This is a genomic window from Nonomuraea sp. NBC_00507 (assembly GCF_036013525.1).
Taxonomy (GTDB): Bacteria; Actinomycetota; Actinomycetes; order Streptosporangiales; family Streptosporangiaceae; genus Nonomuraea.
Genome location: NZ_CP107853.1, coordinates 10,187,532 through 10,205,617 on the forward strand (window position 1 = coordinate 10,187,532; position 18,086 = coordinate 10,205,617).

An 18,086-nucleotide genomic window follows, 5' to 3' on the forward strand; every position below is an offset into this window, starting at 1 on the left:
ACCCAGGATCAGGCGCCCGCGCCCCGCAGATAGGCCACGACCGCATCCCCCACCATCGCGCGCAAGCGGGCACGGTGCTCGGGCGCGGTCATGTCCCGTCCGAACAGCGCCCCGAACGTGTGCTGGTTGGCCACCCGGAAGAAGCAGAACGAGCTGATCAGCATGTGCACGTCGATGGCGTCGGCCTCGGTGACGAAGTCGCCGCTCGCCGTGCCGGCGTCGAGGATGCGCGAGATGAGGTCGAGCACCGGCGTGCCGAGGCCGGCCAGGGCCTGCGACTTGCGGATGTGCTCGGCCTGGTGGATGTTCTCGATCGCGACCAGCTTGATGAAGTCGCGGTGCAGGTCGTGGTGGTCGAAGGTGAGCTCGGCCAGCGCGCGGATGGCCTCCACCGGGGCCAGGTGCTCCACCTCGATCGTCCGCTCCATCTCGCGGACCTCGGCGTAGGCCTTCTCCAGGACCGCGATGTAGAGCCGCTCCTTGCTGCCGAAGTAGTAGTAGATCATGCGCTTGGTCGTGCGCATGCGGGCGGCGATCTCATCCACCCGCGCCCCCGCGTAGCCGTGCCGGGCGAACTCCTGCTGCGCGACCTCGAGGATCTCCGCCTTGGTGCGCTCGGCATCCCGCTGGCGCTCGGACGTGCCGGACCCGGGCACACGCTCGGTCGTGCCGGACCTGGGCACATGGGACGCGGCGGCGGGTTGAGAGGTCATTCGCCCATCCTAGTGACCTCCCGCGTGCTGCACGGCGAGCCGGATGGGGGCGTTGCCTGCCCCGTAGCCTTGGTATCCACCGATCCGCTGGACGATCTCGAAGAAGACCCGGCCCACGGTGACGGTGTACAGGTGCAGGAACTCGCCACCGTGCTCGTCCCGGTCGTAGAGCACGCCGAGGTGACGCCACTCGGGATCGACCCCATGGCGGGCCTCCAGGTCGTCGTAGTAGTTGCCGGGGATCGGCAGGAGCAGACCGGGACGCTCCTTTCGCAGCCTGCGGGCGACGGCCAGGACGTCATCGCAGGCCAGCGCTACGTGCTGCCAAGGGAGGCCGCCGGCGCCGACCTGGGCGATGTTCAGCACCATGCGGACCACGTTGTCGGGACCCGACATGGCCTTGCTGCGCAGCAGGCCGTACGGATCGGGCAGCTCCAGGCTCTCCTGCGGGCGCAGCCCGAGCACGCTGCGGTAGAACAGCTCGGCCTCGTCGAAGTAGTGCCACGGCTGGGTGAGGGCCACGTGGTCGATGCCGGTGACCGGGCCGGCCACCGGTCCCGAGGGAGCGAAGTCGGCGAGCCAGGCGTCGTCGCAGAAGAAGATCTCGGTGCCGTCCGGCGCGGCCACCGCCTGCAGCTTGGCCTCCTCGGGGGCGCGCTCGCGCGGCAGGACCGGTGACAGCAGCGACCCGGCGTGCTTGGCCGCGCCCGCCGGGTCCGGGCTGTCCAGGCCGAGGGCGATGAGCGCGGGGTCGGCTCCGGTGGCGTTGAGCAGCAGCCGCGCGCCGCCCTGCTCCCACAGCTCAACCGGTTTCGTGGGATGCGTCCCCGTACGCGCGAAGCCGAGCGCGGCCAGCACCCCGCCGAGCGAGCCGGCAGCGTCTGATGTGCCCGAGTCCGGCACGACGGCCAGCTCGGCGAAGGCGAAGCCGGTGGGCACGGCCGGGTGCGTCACGCCGGTCAGGCTCTGCTCCAGGGCGATGAGCGAGCGCATGCCGTCCAGCGCGGTGCGCTGCGCCGACGCCTGGCGGAAGACGTCGTTGAACACCTCCAGCGACAGCGGCCCGGCGTAGCCCGTGCGCCGCACGCTGGCGACCAGCCCGTCCAGGTCGAAGCCGCCCTGTCCGGGGAAGCAGCGGTAGTGGCGGCTCCACTGCAGCACGTCCATGGCCAGCAGCGGAGCGTCGGCGAGCTGCAGGAAGAAGATCTTCTCGCCGGGGATGGCCTCGATGCCGATCGGGTCGGAGCCACGCGAGAGGATGTGGAAACTGTCCAGGCAGGTGCCGAGATTGGGGTGATCGGCCAGGCGGACGATACGCCAGGCGTGCAGATACTCGTTGACGTGCCGCCCCCAGGCCAGCGCCTCGTACGCGATGCGGATGCCGTGCTCGGCGGCCCGCTCGGCCAGCAGGCGCAGCTGCTCGGCGGCCAGCTCGTCGTCGCCGATCGCCGACGGGGAGACGTTCGAGCAGACCAGCAGCAGGTCCGCGCCGAGGCGCTCCATGAGCTGGAACTTGTGCTCGGCCCGGCGCAGATTGCGCGCCAGCACCTCGGCGGGCACCGCCTCGAAGTCACGGAAGGGCTGGTAGAGGTCGATGCCGAGCCCGAGGTCGGCGGCCTTGGCTCGGACCTCCTCCGGCGACAGCGGGCAGGCCAGCAGGTCGTTCTCGAAGATCTCCACACCGTCGAACCCGGCGGCGGCGATCGCCTCCAGTTTTTCCGTGAGAGTGCCGCTCACCGACACGGTGGCGATGGACTTACGCACGCTTCCTCCTTCAGACGGCGATGAGATCGGTCAGGTGGGCGAGCATCCGCTCGGCGTCCGGCTCCCGGCCGGTGAACAGCCTGAACGCGTGTACGGCCTGGAAGACGACCATCCCGCCGCCGTCCAGCGTCCGGCATCCCGCGGCCCGCGCGTGCCGCAGCAGCTCGGTCTCCAGCGGCCGGTAGACGATGTCGGCCACCCACAGCCCGGGATGGAGCAGCTCGGCCGGCAGCGGCAGGCCGGGATGGTGGGCCATCCCGGTCGGAGTCGCGTGCACCAGGCCTTCGGCCTGGGCCAGGAGCTCCGGCAGCTCGGCCGGGAGCGCATGGCGTGCACGCCCGGCGCCGAAGCGGGCGGCCAGCTCGCCGGCGAGGGCCCGCGCCCGCGCCGGGTCCGCGTCGACGACGGTGATCCGGTCGGCGCCCATCGTGAGCAGCGCATGCGCGACCGCGGCTCCCGCGCCGCCGGCGCCGAGCTGCACGACCTGGTGGGTGGGGGCATCGGGCAGGCCCCGCGCGAACGACTCGGCGAAGCCTGTCCAGTCGGTGTTGTGCCCGACGGCCCGCTCGCCGTCGAAGACCACGGTGTTGACCGCGCCCAGCGTGGCGGCGTCCGGCGACAGCTCGTCCAGGTGCGGGATGACGGCCTGCTTGCAGGGATGCGTGATGTTGAGGCCGTCGTAGCCGAACCGGCGGGCCGTGCGGACCAGCTCCCCCACGTCACACCCGAGGCGGTCGGTGTCGAGCAGCCGGTAGACGTAGTGCAACCCGTGGTGTCCGGCCTCCTGCTCGTGCAGCGGCGGGCTCAAGGAGGGACCGATGCCCGAGCCGATCAACCCCACCAGGAACGAGGCCATCACTTCTTCCTTTCAAGCAGGTGCGACAGCTGCGTGAGCGTCAGTGCGCGGAGGTTGGGCCCGCTGAGGACCAGGACTCGAGACATGATTCTCTAATGTACGTACTAGTGAGTTAGCTGGCTAGACCCGCGTCCTTGCTGCTCGCCGAATGCGAGCGCGCCTGGTGTCAGGTCAGCGCGTAGTCGTCGGTGCCATGCCGGCGCCCGCGGTCCAACGGATACCGTCAAAGAGCGAGCGCGCGGACCGCTTGCTCGTCCACGCCGATCCCCAGACCCGGGCCGGTGGGCACGTGGGCGACGCCATCGGCGACGGTGATGACCGGATCGGTGGCGTAGGGGCTGGTGATGAACTGCCGGCCGTTGAGGTCGACCGGCGTGTCCACGCCGAACGCGGCGAACAGGTGGAGCGAGGCGGCCAGCCCGACGTCGGACTCGGTGAGGCCGGAGCCCATGATCGCCAGGCCGGAGTCCTCGGCGAGCTGGCACTGGCGCAGCGCCAGGGTCAGCCCGCCGCAGCGCTGCACCTTGGCGACGGCGACGTCGATGGCGTCGAGCCGGACGAACGTCGCCAGGTCGCTCGGGTGGCGCAGGCTCTCGTCCACGGCCACCGGGACGGGGCTGGCGTCACGCAGGCGGCGCAGGCCGGCGATGTCGTTGGACGGCAGTGGCTGCTCGAAGACGGCGACGTCCAGGTCGGCCAGGCGCCTGGCCACCCGGAGTGCGGCGGCGGCCGTGTAGCCCTGGTTGGCGTCCACCCACAGCACGGCGTCGGGGGCGACGGCGCGTACGGCGGCCACGATGGCCACGTCCTCGTCCTCGGCGTGCAGGCCGATCTTGACCTTGAGGTGGCGGTAGCCGTGCGCGCTACCCTCGGCCACCGAGTCGGCTGCTTCGGCCGCCGACTGGCCGGCCACGATCCAGGCCAGCTCGATGGTGTCGCGCCTGCGCCGGCCCCACAGCTCGCCGAGGGACACGCCCAGGCTGCGGGCGAAGGCGTCGTGGCAGGCCACGTCGACCGCCGCGCGCGCCAGCGGCATGCCGATCGAGAAGCCCTTGCTGATGGTGCGGTCGAAGGCGCGGCAGAGCCCGTCCAGATCCCACAGCGGGCGGCCGACGGCCGCCGGGGCCAGGTAGCCGTCGATGGTGGAAACAATGGACTCGGTGGTCTCGTACGTCCAGGAGGGAATCGGGGTGGCCTCGCCCCACCCGGTGGTGCCGTCGTCGGCCGTGACCTTCACCAGGACTCTGACGGCCGGGCGGCCGCTCTGGACGACGGACCCGCCCGCGACGGCGAAGTCGCGCAGCGACGGCAGGGCCACGGTGAAGGTCTCGACGTGTGCTATCCGGTTCACGTCGCAGGCATCCCGAGGACGAACATGCCGCCTTCAGGGACCGTGACGCCGGCGGCCGAGCCGGTCAGTACGACGCGCGCGGGGTCGCGGAAGCCGGCGATGAGGCTGGCACGCTGGATCCTGGTGGGCGTGGGGACCCTGGCCTCGGACCGCCAGTGGGTGCCGTTCTCCAGGATGGAGGTGGAGACGGCCGAGGTCCCGTCGGCGGGGTTGGCGTAGACGCGGAACGCGGTCGGGGAGATCTGCTCCTTGTCGAACAGGGTCGCATCCCTGGTCATCTCGGCGATGCGCCATTCGTGTCCCTGCCACGCGGCCGCGTGCACGACGGTGGTGTCGCCGTCCTGGAGCATGAACAGCAGCACGGGGCGGTTGCCCGCCATCGACCCAACCAGATGGGTGTAACCGACGTCTCGTGACAGCGGCTTCGCCCGCTTCAGCTCGGTCTCCAGGACGAGCGGGAGCCGGGAGGCGTCGCCGCAGTCCACGCGGGTGCCGAGGTCGTCGCCGGCGGCGTTGTAGAAGTGCCGGTCGCCCGGCTGGAAGGCCGCGTAGTACAGGTTGCGGTGGTAGTAGTCGTGCTCGTGGCGGTCGGGTCCGCCGCCGGCGAGCGTCCAGACGAAGTGGAACCGTTCCGGCACGTTCCCCTGCGCCGGGGTGACCTCGATCTCGCCGATGTAGATCTCGTTGCAGTTGTCGGACCGGTCGGTGGAGCCGATGGCGAACGGGATGCCCTCCAGGTCCTTGGAGTGGGTCCAGGTACGGCCGTCATCGGTGGACAGGAGGTAGTGGATGGGCCGGTAGTCGGTGGGGAAGGACGGGTCGTCGTTGCGTGGGGTGTCCCGGAAGAAGAGGTAGATGTCGCCGTTGCTCGCCTTGACGGGCATGGGGTACGACGAGCGCGGCGCGGCGTCGACGGTCCCGTCGGTCCAGTCACCCTCGACGGTGTGCGGCTGGGAGGTGGCCAGCCGCTGGACGCTGTTGTGCGAGCCGTAGAAGACCAGGAGCCGGCCGTCGTCGGCCTGGATCATCACCGGGTAGTGGTGCGAGTCGCCCTTGGGCGACTGCCCGACCTTGATCGGCTGGGTCCACCTGCCGGTGGCGTGGTCGTAGGCGGCGACGTACGGGTTAGTGTTCTCCCCCGTCCAGGAGATGAACGTCTTGCCCGCGACGGGGTCGTACAGGCCGCCGGCCATGGCGCGCCGATCGCTCTTGGCCGCCACACCGGTGGCGACGGTCTGAACGGCGAAGCCGGAACTCGCGAGCGCGGGCGAGTCGGGCAGGAGCGGAGCCAGGGCGACTAACGTGCCGCCGAGCAGGAAGTTCCGTCTTTTGATCATGTCAGTACCATTCAGACTTGTCGACCAGATTGATCAGTTCCCGCCCGGCCACGAAACGCCGGGCGTTCTCCAGCAGGACGGCGAAGCGCCGCTCGCCGGCATGCGGCCCCACGCCAGCCACGTGCGGGGTGATGAGCACGTCGGGACGCCGCCAGAGGGGATGATCGGCCGGGAGCGGTTCGGTCTCGAAGACGTCCAGGGCCGCGCCGGCCAGGTGCCCCGCTTCCAGGGCGGCGGCGAGGTCGTCGAGCCGGACGGTGGGCCCGCGGCCGATGTTGACGATGTACGCCCCGGGCTTGGCGAGGGCAAGCCTCCGCGCGTTCAGCAGGCCCTCCGTGGCGGGGGTGTGCGGGACCGTGAGGATGACCAGATCGGCCTCGGGGAGCAGCCGGTCGAGGGCGTCGGCCGGCAGCACCTCGGCGAAGCCCGGCACGGGGCCGCCGCGCCGGGCGTCCACGCCCACGACCCTGATGCCGAACGCCGCCAGCAGCCTGCCGACCTCGGCCCCGACCGCGCCCACCCCCACCACCAAGGCCGCGGCCTCGCCCAAGGAGAGCACGGTGCCGGGGTCCCAGTGGGGTGCCCAGCGCGCGTGGGCCTGGTCTCGGGCGTACTTGGGCAGACCCCTGGCCAGCGCGAGCACGAGCGCCAGCGCGTGCACGGCCACGTGGTCGGTGTAGGTGCCGCGCATGTTGGTGACCTGCACGGGGTGCGCGACCAGGGCCGGATGGTAGAACCCCGGAGGCGGCCCGGCCTGTGGGGCCTGCAGCCAGCGCAACCGCCCGGCGTGCGCCAGCAGGTCCGCGGGCAGCGTGCCGTAGGCGGCGTCGGCCTCCGCCAGCGCGTGTGCCGCCTCCTCGCGGGTCTCCGGCCGAAGCACGACGAGGTCCGGCACCGCCTGCTCCAGCCGGGCCTGCCAGCCCTCGGTGGCCGGATCGTGCGGCGGCAGCAGGACCAGGGTGGGTAGGCCTCGGCGGCCACTGGTGCTCATGCCCTCCTCGCCAGCCCGGACTCGGTGATCTCGTACAGCAGCGGCTCTCCCGCGACGTAACGGGCGAGCTCCTCGGCCATCGCCTCCCCGTGGCGGCGCCGCTCGTGGCCCAGGCTGCCCGCCACGTGCGGGGTGACGACGATGTTGGGCATCGTGAACAGCGGCGAGCCCGCGACGGCCGGTTCCGGGTCGGTGACGTCGAGCACGGCGAACAGGTCGGTCCGCCGGCCCAGGACGTCCACGAGCGCGGCCTCGTCGACGAGGCCGCCGCGCGCGGTGTTGATCAGGGTGGCGTCGGGCTTCATCGACTCCAGCTGCCCGGAGCCGACGAGGCCGCGCGTCTCAGGGGTGAGCGGCGCGTGCAGGCTGACCACGTCGGAGGTGGCGAACAGCTCCTCCAGGCCGACGAGGCGCACCCCGAGCCGCTCCGCCTCCTCCGGGTCGGCGTACGGGTCGCAGGCCTGCACGACGAGGTCGTGGTGGGCGAGCAGCCGCGCCGTGGCCCGGCCCGTGGCGCCGAGCGAGACCAGCCCGACCACCGCGTCATAGGCGCCGATCTCGGGCCCGCGCACGGCGGGGGCGGCGGTGGCGCGCGCGGTCAGCACGTAGCGCCAGCCGTGCTTGAGTGCGTACAGGATCTGCGAGAGCGCGAACTCGGCGACCGGGGTGGCGTTGGCGGTGGCCGCCGAGGTGACCCGCACTCCCCTGGCCCACATCTCCGGGGTGACCAGCGGGCGGATGGAGCCCGCGCCGTACAACACCAGCGAGAGCTTGGGCGCGGCGGCGAGCAGCTCGGCGTCCAGCCTGGGCGCTCCCCATCCGGTCACCAGTACCTGGAGGTCGGCGAGCACGTCGGGGGTGAGCCGGTCGGCGGTGAGCGGGGGCGAGGCGATGGTCAGGTGCCGCTCGATCGCGGCCCGGGCCTGCGGGCCGTAGACGTCGTCGAAGCGGTTCGGATCCATCACGTACAGGCCGTTCAGCATTGCCTCTCCTTCAAGCGAGCCGCCGCCCGCATGCTGGCCAGGCGGGCAGGCGAGCCCAGCCCGGCGTGGTAGTAACGCAGGTGCCGCGCGCCCCCGGCGACGAGGTCGGCGGCGAGAGCCGGAATCCGGGCGTGGCCGTCCTCCAGCACGGTGAGGTTGGCGACGAGCGGGACTTCGGTACGGCTCGCCGCGGCCTTCACCTGGGCCAGTGCCGCGTCCTCCGGGCCCCAGCACTTGAGCACGTACGCGTCGACCGGCGCGTCGAAGGAGGCCAGGTCGATGCCCACGTCGGGGCCGGTGACCTGCGGGTCGTCGGTGGCCATGAGCAGCAGCTCGCGGTCGCCGGCCAATGCCGCCACACCGTGGACCAGGCCGGCGATGACCTGGCCGCGGTGACCGTACAGGGCCTGAGCGCGCTCGCGGCCGAGCGCTTCGTCCAGGCTGGTCCCGGCCGGGACGCCCTGCTGGAGCTCTCCGTCCACGGCGGCGCGCACGTCGCGCGCCAGCTCATCGACGTCCAGGCCGCCCCCGGCCAGCGCGGCCCGGCAGGCCGGGCAGAGACAGAGGGACAGCAGCGCCCTACCGCACGCGGACAGGTGCGCGCCGGAGGTCTTCTCGTGGTGGCCGGCGTGCTCGGCGCCCAGCCAGCCGCACGCCTCCAGCATCAGCGCGGGCACGTCGTACTGCTCACACACCTCGCTCACGAGGGTCAGCGCGTAGTCGTGGACGGCGGGCTGAGCGGGGCAGAGCGCGTAGGGGTAGGGCTCGCCGTAGGCGTTGCGCACCGTCAGGTCGGGCGCTTCGCGGCCCAGCACCGAGGAGTGCGTGAGCACCAGCCAGGCCTCGGCCCGCAGCCCGGTCCCGGCCAGCGCGGTCAGCGCCGCGCCGAACCTGTCCTCGTCGGGCACCCCCCAGCTCGGCGGGTACGGCCGGAGCCGCCCACGCCAGCGCTCTGGGCGCAGCCGGAAGTAGGCCGCCGCGTGGTCGGCCTGCACGATGCGGTGGCGCGGATGCCACGGGGTGGTGGCCCGGACCGAGTGGTAGGCGGCCTGCACGGTCACCGTGCTCACGCCGAGGCCGGCGATGCGCTCGGCCGCCGCGGGGTCGCCCACGATGTCCCAGGTGTAGGCGAACGCGCCGTGCCGCACCGTCGAGGGATCACCAGCGGTGATCTTCAAGCGGATTGTCACCCCTTCGTGGCGCCGGCCAGGCCGCGCGTGAAGTAGTTCTGGAAGAAGAGGAAGATCATCAGCATCGGCAGGAACGAGATCGTCATTCCCGCGGCGAACCCGGTCCAGTCGGTGGCGTACTCACCCTGGAAGGACATCATCCCGACGGCGAGATTCTGCAGGTCGGGCTGGCCGAGCGTGAACACCAGCGGGATGTTGAACTCGTTCCAGCTGCTGATGAACTGGAAGATGACCACCACCGCGATGACCGGTTTGGCCAGCGGGAGGATGAGGCCGAACGTCTTGAGGAAGCCGGCCCCGTCGAGCTTGGCCGCCTCGAACAGGTCGGCCGGGACGCTGGAGAAGAACCCCACGAACAGCAGGACGTAGAGGGCGCCGGCGCCGCCGGACATGGCCAGGATGACCCCGGCCCGTGTGTTCAGCAGGCCGAGGTTCTCGATCAGCACGAACTGCGGGACGATGATCGAGGCGACCGGGATGAACAGGGTCCCCACGATCATCCGGTAGAGCAGGGTGCGCCCTGGGAACTCGTACCTGGCCAGCACATAGCCGCACAAGGCCGCCTTGACCAGCTCGATGAAGGTCGAGACGACCGAGTAGAGCACCGTGTTGAAGAAGTATCCGGAGAAACCGGCGTTGACCCAGGCCCGTACGAAGTTGTCGAAGTTGAGCTGGTCCGGCACGAGGCTCGCGCCGCTGGTGAACATCCCGGCCTGGGTCTTGAACGCGGCCGAGATCGTCCACAGGAAGGGATAGGCCCACACGAGCCCGATGACCAGCAGGATCGGCAGGGCGATGAGGTTGCCCCGCACGGTGTGGCTGCGCCGGGCGGCCTGAGTGATCGTCGTCATCAGACGCCGTACTCCTTCCTGAGCCGCTGCGCCCGGCGGACCGCGAGGCCCTGAGCGGAGACCAGGACGAAGGCGATGACGGAGAACAGCAGCGCCGCGGCCGAGGCGTAGCCGTAGGCGAACGGAACCCTGCCGAAGGCGTTCTGGTAGATGAAGTAGGACACCACGTAGGTGCTGGTGCCGGGCCCGCCCGCAGTGAGCGTGACGACCAGCCCGAAGACGTGCATGGCGTTCACCAGGCCGAGCAGGGTGATGATCACGGCGACCGGCCTGATGATCGGCAGCGTGATGCGGGTGAGTTTCTTCCACTCGCTCGCGCCGTCGATGGCGGCCGCCTCGTAGAGCTCGTCCGGCACGTTCTGCAGCGCCGCCATCCAGTAGATCATGTACTGGCCGAAGATCTGCCAGATCGAGACGAGCACGAGCACGAGCAACGCGCTCCACCGGTTGGCGAACACGTCGAACCCCTGGTCGACCAGGCCGAAGTCACGCAGGATCGCGTTCAGCGCGCCGTTGGACGGGTTGAGCAGGTAGGTGAAGACCAGGCCTGCCATGGCGACGGGGATGATGAGCGGCGCGAAGAACACGGTCCGGAAGAACGGCTTGCCGCGCAGCCACTTTCGGGTGAGCAGGATCGCCGCCACCAGCGAGATCGGAAGCTTGATGGCGGTCGTCAGCAGGGCGAAGACGAGCGTGTTGACCACTGAGACCCAGAACAGCGGATCGGCCAGGATCGTGCTGTAGTTGCGGGTCCCGACGAAAGGCTCGATCGGGCCGATGCCCGACCAGTCGAAGAAGGAGTAGTAGATCGTCGCGATCAGCGGCCAGATGGTGAAGCTGAGGTAGAGCAGGAGGAAGGGGGCCAGGAAGACGAGCAGCCAGACCGTGTCGAGGCCGCGGACGCGCTCGCGGGAGTGATCGACGCGTTCAGGCACACGCTCGGCGGGCGACCGGTCGCTCTCCGTCACCCTCTCCCTGCCGGGGGCAGGGGCGATGGTTGTCATGGATGTCCTCACGAAGGGAAGGGCACGCCGCCGGCGCGTGGCCGACGGCGCCGTCCGGTCTTAGCTCTTGTACATGTCCGAGGTGTAGTCCTTCGTGGTGTCCCAGTCAGGGAAGGTGTAGCAGTCCATCGACACCTTCAGGCCGCTGGCCGCCTCCTGTTTGAGCCCTTCCTCCAAGGCGGTCTGCCGCTGCTTGACGACGGCGGCGCCCACGGACGCCAGAGGCTGGCCGCTGACCAGCGCCTCGTTCATGGCCTCCCACTCCGCGTCGGGGGTCTTCGTCAGCGCGTTGACGTACGCCTTGGATTTGGCGATGTCGGGGCACTTGAGCAGCGGCTCGGGGAGCTGGACCCGGTAGCCCGGCTTCGAGCCGATCTCCATGATCTGCTTGAGCACCGGATGGGTGACCATCTTCTGGTTGTCGACGTAGGACAGCGTGCCGAAGGCGTTCTTGTAGTACTGCTGGACGAAGTAGCCGTTCGGGTCGGTCATCCATTGGATGAACGTCCAGGCGGCGTCGGGATGCTTGGTCTGCGAGCTGACCCAGTACTTGTTGCCGTCGTACGTGCGGCCGCCCGCGCCGGCCTGCCCCTCGTCCGGGTCGACGCGCGGCGCCACCACGTAGTTGTCGCTGCTGAAGCCCTGGCTGTCCCACACGCTCAGCATCCAGGTGCCGTCGAAGTAGATGCCGGCCTGCCCGGCGGCGAACTGCTGGCGGGAGAAGTTCTTGTCGTTGGTGCCCGGCGCCAGGTACCCGGCCTTCTTGAGCTCCTGGATGAAGGCGAAGGTCTTCAGCTGCCCGGGCTCGGTCAGGTTGAACTTGCCCGTCTTGTAGTCGAAGAAGTCGGTCGACGAGGTCGAGACGCTGCTGAGCAGCCCGTACCAGATCCGCTGCATGTCCTCGCCCTTGGTGGGCGCGGCGATGCACTCCGCCTTGGTCTTGGCCTTGATCTGCGCGCAGGCGTTCTTGAGGTCGGTCCAGGTCTTGGGCGGGTTGTTGACGTCCAGCCCGGCCTGCTGGAAGACCTGCTTGTTGAGGAACATGTAGCCGGAGCCCCAGTAGAGGTTCTCCGTGAACGGGAAGCCGTACGTCTTCCCGTCCTGCATGTTGATGCCTTCCAGGAAGGATCCGTCCGGCCAGCGCTTGGTGAAGTCGGCGGGGACGGTCCCGCTCGGGCTGAGCGGGCGGATCCACTTCTGGTCCAGCAGTTCCGACAGCCCGGCGGCGTTCCAGTAGAACATGTCCGGCGCCTGGTTGCTCTGGAAGGCCAGAGGCAGGGTCTTCATGTAGTCGGCCTGGGTGATCGAGCGCCACTCGATCGTGATGTTGGGATGTTCCTTGGTGAACTGCGCGCCAACATCCTTGTGGAATTGCACCTGTTCGGCGGAGAAGTCCCAGATCTTCAGCGTGGTCTGCGTACCACCGCTGCCGCTACTGCTGCTGTTGGTCGATGTGCCGCACGCCGCCACGAGTAGTGACGCGATGGCTGCGGTGATGATCGCGGCGGTGCCACGCCGATGAGGATTCATGGAGCCCTCCCTAAGAGGCGGAGGCCAGAGGGGTGCTCGGACAGACGGGAAAGCGCTTGCCCGAGGTTTGTCGAGAGTAACCCGGCTCATAACTCGATTCAAGACTTGTGAGAAAGCGGTTTCAGATCGATGCTCGGTCGGCGAAGACCTGTCGTCGACGGCTGTTACAGCTCGCCGTTACCCAGAACAAGCGGATATACAGGCATTTTCCGGCGGATCGCGGCGGTAGGGTCGCGACAGGGTTGCGGCAATCGGCAGCCTTGAAACGAAGATCTACAAGCGCTTTCTGACCACGAGGAGTACGTGTGCACCTGCTTGCCTTCACCAAGCCCTTCGGTCCCATCGATGCCGCCCGGCTGGCCGAGGCCCTGGCCTCGGTGGGCGCCGACGGGGCGGACCTCGTCGTGCGTGAGGGGCAGACGGTCAGCCCCGCCGAGCCCGGCGGCATCGCCGTCGTCGCCGCGGAGCTCGAGCGCCGCGGGCTCACCCTCGACGTCGTCACCACCGACCTGCTCGACGCCGATGCGGACGCCGAACGGATCATCGCAGCCTGCGGCGAGACCGGTGTCCCCCTCGTGCGTGCGGGCTTCTACCGCTACGACCCCGCCGCCGGATACCACCGCCGGTTGGCGGAGTCCAGGGCCGCGCTGGTCCGCCTGGCCGGCCTCGCCGCCCGGCACGGTGTACAGCTGGCGCTCCAGCTGCATCACGGTACGATCCATCCATCCGCCTCGCTCGCCCTCGCGCTCGCAGGCGACCTGAACGACGTGCGCTTCTATGCCGACCCCGGCAACCAGGCCAAGGAGGGCAGCGAGGCATGGGCACTCAATGTCGATCTGCTGGGCGATCGGATGGCCTGCATGGGAGTGAAGAACGCCGTCTGGCGATCCACTGCGGACGGCTGGGTGTGCGAGTGGCAACCGTTTGCAGACGGGGGCGTCGTCCGCTGGCCGGAGATCATCTCTGGTCTGCGCGCACGTGGCTACACCGGAGCCCTGTCACTGCACGTCCACTATCCGGCGGCCGACCCGGCGGCGGCCGTACGGCGGGATCTGGATCATCTGCGCGGGCTGCTCGGCTGATGGCCGCTTCACGGGGGTAGGAGGAGCAGGTGCGTAATCTGCGGCAGGGCCGCTCGACCCGGGTGACGATCAGCGACGTCGGGGCGGCGGCGGAGGTGTCGGTCTCGACGGTCTCCCGCGTGCTCAATGGCACGGCCAAGGTCGACCCCTTGCTGGCGGCGCGCGTCCACGACGCGGTCAGGCAGCTGGGCTACCGGCCCAACGCCGCGGCGCAGGGGCTCGCCCGCGGAGAGTGGGGCACGATCGGCGTGCTGGTGCCCGACCTGGCCAACCCCTACTTTCCCGAGGTGCTCAAGGCCGTCTCGGACGTCGCCCGCTCCCACGGGCGCCGCGTCATGGTCATGGAGTCGGACGAGGACCCCGCGATCGAGCACGACCTGGTCGAGGACCTGATGCGCAGCTGCGACGGGGTGCTGCTCTGCTCCCCCCGCATGGAGCGCTCCGACCTGGTCGGCCTGACCGCCCGGGACCATCCGCTCGTCCTGCTCGACCGGATAGTCTCCGGCCTGGCCGCGCCCGCCGTCTCCGCCGACTTCTTCGGCGGGATGATGCTGATCTGCGGCCACCTGGCGCAGCTGGGCCACCGCCGGGTCGCCTACCTGAGCGGGCCCGAGGTGTCCTGGGCCAACTCCGAGCGGATCAGGGCGCTGGAGGCGGCCAAGGCGTTCGGCCTCTCCGTCACGATCCTGCCGTGCGGGTCCACCAGCCACTCCGGGTACGAGGCCGCCGCCGAGGTGCCCGGCACCGGCGCCACCGCGCTCACCACCTACAACGACCTGGTGGCCCTGGGGGCGGTGACCCGGATGCGCGAGCTCGGGGTGCGGGTTCCCGAGGATCTGTCGGTGGTCGGGTTCGACGACATCGAGCTGGACCACGTGGCGCACACGAGCCTGACCACGGTGTCGGTGCCCCGGGGACAGCTCGGCAAGCAGGCGGCCGAGATGCTGGAGATGCTCATGACCGAGGGGCACGACGGGGAGCCGGTGTACCTGTCGATGGAGCTGCACGTCCGCGACAGCACCGCACCCCCGGTGACCAGGGAACTGGCCGGGTAGCCGTACGACAGGCCGTTGACAAGTGAGGGCGGCGGCGGGAACTCTTTCTCTGAAAGCGCTTTCCAAGGGAGAGAGACTCTGTGGACACCGACGACCGCGCAGGACGGACTGGCAGCGACCGAGATGACCTGGGCCGTCAGGTCCTAGACCTGGTGGAGCCGCTGATCTCCCGGTTCAGCCCGGGTAGGGGGCGGCTGCGGCTGGGGTTCAACACGGCGCATTACGACCAGGCGGCCTCCGAGCTGGAAGCGTTTGCACGCCCGCTGTGGGGGCTGGCGCCGCTGGCGGCCGGCGGCGGGACGTTTGATCACTGGGAGCTCTGGCGCGCCGGCCTCGCCGCCGGGACCGACCCCGATCACCCTGACTACTGGGGCGCGGTCTTCGACCGGAACCAGCGGCTGGTGGAGACCGCCGCCATCGGCCTGACGCTCGCCCTGGCCCCCGAGCAGATCTGGGACCCGCTGACCGGCCGGCAGCGCGACACGGTGGCCGCCTGGCTGCGGCACGCGGTCACCGTGGAGCCGAACAACAACAACTGGATGTTCTTCCCGGTCATGGTGGGGCTCGGGCTCCGCCGCGTCGGAGTCTCCTACGACCACGACGCCAACAGGGCCAGGCTCGACCGGCTGGAGCAGTTCGATCTCGGACGGGGGTGGTACTCCGACGGGCCCACGTGGCAGCGCGACTACTACATCCCCTTCGCCATGCACTACTACGGCCTCATCTACGCGGCGCTCGGCGACGACCCGGACAGGGCCGGGCGCTTCCGCGAGCGGGCCGCGACGTTCGCCCAGGACTTCCAGCACTGGTTCACCAGCGAGGGGGTGGCCGTCCCGTTCGGCAGGAGCCTGACCTACCGCTTCGCGCAGTCGGCGTTCTGGGGGGCGCTGGCCTTCGCCGGTGTCGAGGCGCCGCCGTGGGAGGTGACCAAGGGGCACCTGCTGCGGAACCTGCGCTGGTGGGGCCGCCGGCCGATCCGCGACACCGCCGGGCTGCTCACCATCGGCTACGGCTATCCCCAGCCGCACCTGGCCGAGCAGTACAACGCGCCCGGCTCGCCGTACTGGGCCATGAAGGCGTTCCTGCCGCTCGCCCTGCCCGCGGAGCATCCGTTCTGGGCCGCGAAGGAGGCCGACGCTCCCCCGCTGCCCGAGGTCAGCACCCAGCCGGAGGCAGGCGTGGCGCTGATGCGCTGCGAGGAGGGACGGCACGTGGTGATGCTGAGCGCCGGGCAGCGCAACCCGTGGGCGCGGCACGGCGCGGCCAAGTACGCCAAGTTCGCGTATTCCACGCGTTTCGGCTTCAGCGTGCCCGCCGGGACGCTGAAGCTCGAGCAGGGCGCCTTCGACAGCACGCTGGCGCTCAGCGAGGACGGCGAGCACTGGCGGCCGTGCGAGCTGCCCGACGACGCCTCCGCCTCCGACGGCGTGCTGCACGCGCGTTGGACGCCCTGGGATGACGTGGAGATCGAGACCTGGCTGGTGGCGCTGCCCCCGTGGCACGTGCGGGTGCACCGGATCAGAACCGGGCGGGCGCTGCGCACCGCCGAGGGCGCCTTCGCGGTCGACCGGGACCGGCCGCCCACCCGAGTCGACACCGGTCCCGGCCGGGCCAGGCTCGACTCGCCGAACGGCCTGTGCGCGATCGAGGACCTGTCCGGCCGGCGGGAGGGAGCCCTCATCACGGCCCTGCCCGGCACCAACGTGTTCGCCCCGCGCACCACGATCCCCACGCTGAAGGGCGACCTGCCGCCCGGCGAGCACCTACTGGCCTGCGCGGTCGTCGGCCTGGAGGGCGCGGGCCCGGCTTCGGCGGGACCAGATGCCGCAGGCGGGGGCGGGTGGCCGAAGCCTCCCGCGTGGGATTCCATCGAGCGTCTGCGTGTGGTCACCTGACCGCGCCGACGCACCCGTCCGGCGGCAACTGGTCCCCGCAGCCGGTCACCAGCGCCTGCCACGACCTCACCGCGTTCCCTGCGCTCAACCTGGTCGCCGGCGCCTGCGCCGGCGACGGCATCCTGCTCGACACCACAGACCCGGTCCGGCTGGACGAGGTCTCCGACCCGAACTTCGCGTACTGGCACTCGGCGACGCTGAGCAACGACGGGAAGAAGGTCGTCTTCACCGACGAGTGGGGCGGCGGCACCGGCGCACGCTGCCGGGAGACCGACGCCAGCTGTTCACCGGCGGCATCTGGTCCGCGTACTACTACAACGGCCACGTCTACGGCTCGGAGATCGCCCGCGGTCCGGACGTCTTCGAGCTGACCCCCACCAAGGACCTGGCCGAGGCGGAGATCGCCGCCGCGGCCAAGGTCAGGTACGACGTGTTCAACGCCAGCACCAGCCGCAGGTGACCTGGCCAGAGCTCTGGACCAGCGGCAGGACGACGCCATGAGGGGCGCTCCCGCCAGGAGCGCCTTCTCGCCATGGTGCTGAACCGTCCGTTCACCGGACATCCGACGGTGGAGTGGTGAGGAAGGGAGAGCTCAGCCTTCGCGGATCCGGATGCCGGGACGCCAGCCGAGCTGCCGCGAGATCCCCAGGCCACTGGCCAGGACCGAAGGCAGTGCGGCCTGGTGCTTGACCGAGCCCGCGCGGAGCACCACCGACAACGCCGCGACCACCCGCCCCTGGCCGTCGACGATGCGCGTGGCCACCGAGTCGGCCCCCTCGGTGAGCTCGCCACGCACGGCGGCGGCTCCGGTCCGGCGGCACGCCGCGATCTCGTGGCGCAGCTCCGCCGGATCGACCACCGTCCGCAGGGTGTAGCGGCGAAGCCCGCCGTTCAGGACGCTCTCGATCAGCTCCGGTCCGCCATGGCTCAGGAGCACCTTCCCGACGCCGGAGCAATGCAGCGGCAGCCGCCCGCCGACGTGCGAGACCAGGCCCAGAGCGTGCGGTGCGGAGAGCCGCTGGATGATCAGTGCCTCGTGTCCTTCGAGGACGGCCAGTTGCACATGCTGGCGAAGCGTGCTGTGGAGGTCCTCCATGAACGGCTGGGCCAGCGTCCGCAACGACTCGGTCAGCGGTGCCAGCGTCCCGAGCTGCCACAACCGCAGGCCGACCGTGAACCGCCCGTCCTCCCGGCGCTCGAGAGCGCCCGCCGCGAGCAGTTCCATGGCAAGGCGACGCACGGTCGGGTGCGGAATGCCGGTCATGCGCACCAGATCGGCCAGGCTCAGGTCAGGATGGTCAGGCTGGAAGGCGAAGAGGATCTCCAACAGGCGCGAGCTCACCGTCCGCCCCGGCTCACGCGTTCGAGGCATGCCGTGCGCGACCCCCTCGGCTCATCGGGTAGCGGCACCCTAACAGGCATGTTCATTGAATGAACACGCCGGTCCGCTGGAGCGGCGCAGTGGGGCACCATGACGCCATCGG

The 18,086-nt window shown here is 70.4% G+C and carries 17 protein-coding genes; 4 read left to right on the forward strand and 13 right to left on the reverse strand.

The window, feature by feature from the left end:
- Nucleotides 1-8 precede the first annotated feature (8 nt).
- The 11 genes from OHA25_RS48920 to OHA25_RS48970 form a co-directional block, all read right to left on the reverse strand.
- Nucleotides 9-713 (reverse strand): TetR/AcrR family transcriptional regulator, encoded by a 705-nt coding sequence (locus OHA25_RS48920; protein WP_327583691.1) that lies wholly within the window; start codon nt 711-713, stop codon nt 9-11.
- A gap of 9 nt (nt 714-722) precedes the next feature.
- The gene (locus OHA25_RS48925) at nt 723-2,477 is read right to left on the reverse strand and encodes a bifunctional sugar phosphate isomerase/epimerase/4-hydroxyphenylpyruvate dioxygenase family protein (RefSeq protein ID WP_327583692.1); all 1,755 of its coding nucleotides are present in this window, start codon (nt 2,475-2,477) and stop codon (nt 723-725) included.
- 10 nt (nt 2,478-2,487) lie between these two features.
- Nucleotides 2,488-3,333, reverse strand: coding sequence for a shikimate dehydrogenase (locus OHA25_RS48930; protein ID WP_327583693.1), 846 nt, complete (start codon nt 3,331-3,333; stop codon nt 2,488-2,490).
- 223 nt (nt 3,334-3,556) lie between these two features.
- Complete coding sequence (locus tag OHA25_RS48935) at nt 3,557-4,684, reverse strand: mandelate racemase/muconate lactonizing enzyme family protein (protein WP_327583694.1); 1,128 nt, start codon at nt 4,682-4,684, stop codon at nt 3,557-3,559.
- Entirely contained in the window at nt 4,681-6,021 is a 1,341-nt protein-coding gene (locus tag OHA25_RS48940) for a BNR-4 repeat-containing protein (RefSeq protein WP_327583695.1), read from the reverse strand. The genes OHA25_RS48935 and OHA25_RS48940 overlap by 4 nt, the downstream gene beginning before the upstream one ends.
- Nucleotide 6,022: 1 nt before the next feature.
- On the reverse strand, nt 6,023-7,012 hold the full coding sequence (locus tag OHA25_RS48945; RefSeq protein ID WP_327583696.1) for a D-2-hydroxyacid dehydrogenase: 990 nt from the start codon (nt 7,010-7,012) through the stop codon (nt 6,023-6,025).
- Entirely contained in the window at nt 7,009-7,995 is a 987-nt protein-coding gene (locus OHA25_RS48950; protein ID WP_327583697.1) for a hydroxyacid dehydrogenase, read from the reverse strand. The genes OHA25_RS48945 and OHA25_RS48950 overlap by 4 nt, the downstream gene beginning before the upstream one ends.
- Nucleotides 7,989-9,173, reverse strand: a complete 1,185-nt coding sequence (locus OHA25_RS48955; RefSeq protein ID WP_327583698.1) for a hypothetical protein — start codon at nt 9,171-9,173, stop codon at nt 7,989-7,991. The genes OHA25_RS48950 and OHA25_RS48955 overlap by 7 nt, the downstream gene beginning before the upstream one ends.
- 8 nt (nt 9,174-9,181) lie before the next feature.
- Entirely contained in the window at nt 9,182-10,036 is an 855-nt protein-coding gene (locus OHA25_RS48960; RefSeq protein ID WP_305916170.1) for a carbohydrate ABC transporter permease, read from the reverse strand.
- Nucleotides 10,036-11,040, reverse strand: coding sequence for a carbohydrate ABC transporter permease (locus OHA25_RS48965; protein WP_327583699.1), 1,005 nt, complete (start codon nt 11,038-11,040; stop codon nt 10,036-10,038). Before OHA25_RS48965 ends, OHA25_RS48960 begins: the two co-directional genes overlap by 1 nt.
- Before the next feature lie 60 nt (nt 11,041-11,100).
- Complete coding sequence (locus OHA25_RS48970) at nt 11,101-12,570, reverse strand: ABC transporter substrate-binding protein (RefSeq protein WP_327583700.1); 1,470 nt, start codon at nt 12,568-12,570, stop codon at nt 11,101-11,103.
- Nucleotides 12,571-12,875: 305 nt separating this feature from the next.
- Between OHA25_RS48970 and OHA25_RS48975 the strand changes: the two genes are divergently transcribed.
- The 3 genes from OHA25_RS48975 (at nt 12,876) to OHA25_RS48985 (ending at nt 16,602) form a co-directional block, all read left to right on the forward strand.
- A complete protein-coding gene (locus tag OHA25_RS48975; RefSeq protein ID WP_327583701.1) occupies nt 12,876-13,652 on the forward strand; it encodes a sugar phosphate isomerase/epimerase family protein in 777 nt (258 codons plus the stop codon).
- Nucleotides 13,653-13,681: 29 nt separating this feature from the next.
- Nucleotides 13,682-14,707 (forward strand): LacI family DNA-binding transcriptional regulator, encoded by a 1,026-nt coding sequence (locus OHA25_RS48980; RefSeq protein ID WP_305916166.1) that lies wholly within the window; start codon nt 13,682-13,684, stop codon nt 14,705-14,707.
- An 80-nt stretch (nt 14,708-14,787) separates the two neighbouring features.
- The gene (locus tag OHA25_RS48985) at nt 14,788-16,602 is read left to right on the forward strand and encodes a DUF2264 domain-containing protein (RefSeq protein ID WP_327583702.1); all 1,815 of its coding nucleotides are present in this window, start codon (nt 14,788-14,790) and stop codon (nt 16,600-16,602) included.
- Here OHA25_RS48985 and OHA25_RS48990 read toward each other — a convergent pair.
- Nucleotides 16,595-16,831, reverse strand: coding sequence for a hypothetical protein (locus tag OHA25_RS48990; protein ID WP_327583703.1), 237 nt, complete (start codon nt 16,829-16,831; stop codon nt 16,595-16,597). The two genes, OHA25_RS48985 and OHA25_RS48990, sit on opposite strands and share 8 nt — an antisense overlap.
- A gap of 6 nt (nt 16,832-16,837) precedes the next feature.
- On the opposite strand from OHA25_RS48990, the gene OHA25_RS48995 reads away from it, so the two are divergent.
- Complete coding sequence (locus tag OHA25_RS48995; RefSeq protein ID WP_327583704.1) at nt 16,838-17,062, forward strand: hypothetical protein; 225 nt, start codon at nt 16,838-16,840, stop codon at nt 17,060-17,062.
- Between the two features lie 132 nt (nt 17,063-17,194).
- On the opposite strand, the gene OHA25_RS49000 is transcribed toward OHA25_RS48995, so the two are convergent.
- Nucleotides 17,195-17,944 (reverse strand): IclR family transcriptional regulator, encoded by a 750-nt coding sequence (locus OHA25_RS49000; protein WP_327583705.1) that lies wholly within the window; start codon nt 17,942-17,944, stop codon nt 17,195-17,197.
- Between the last annotated feature and the right edge of the window lie 142 nt (nt 17,945-18,086).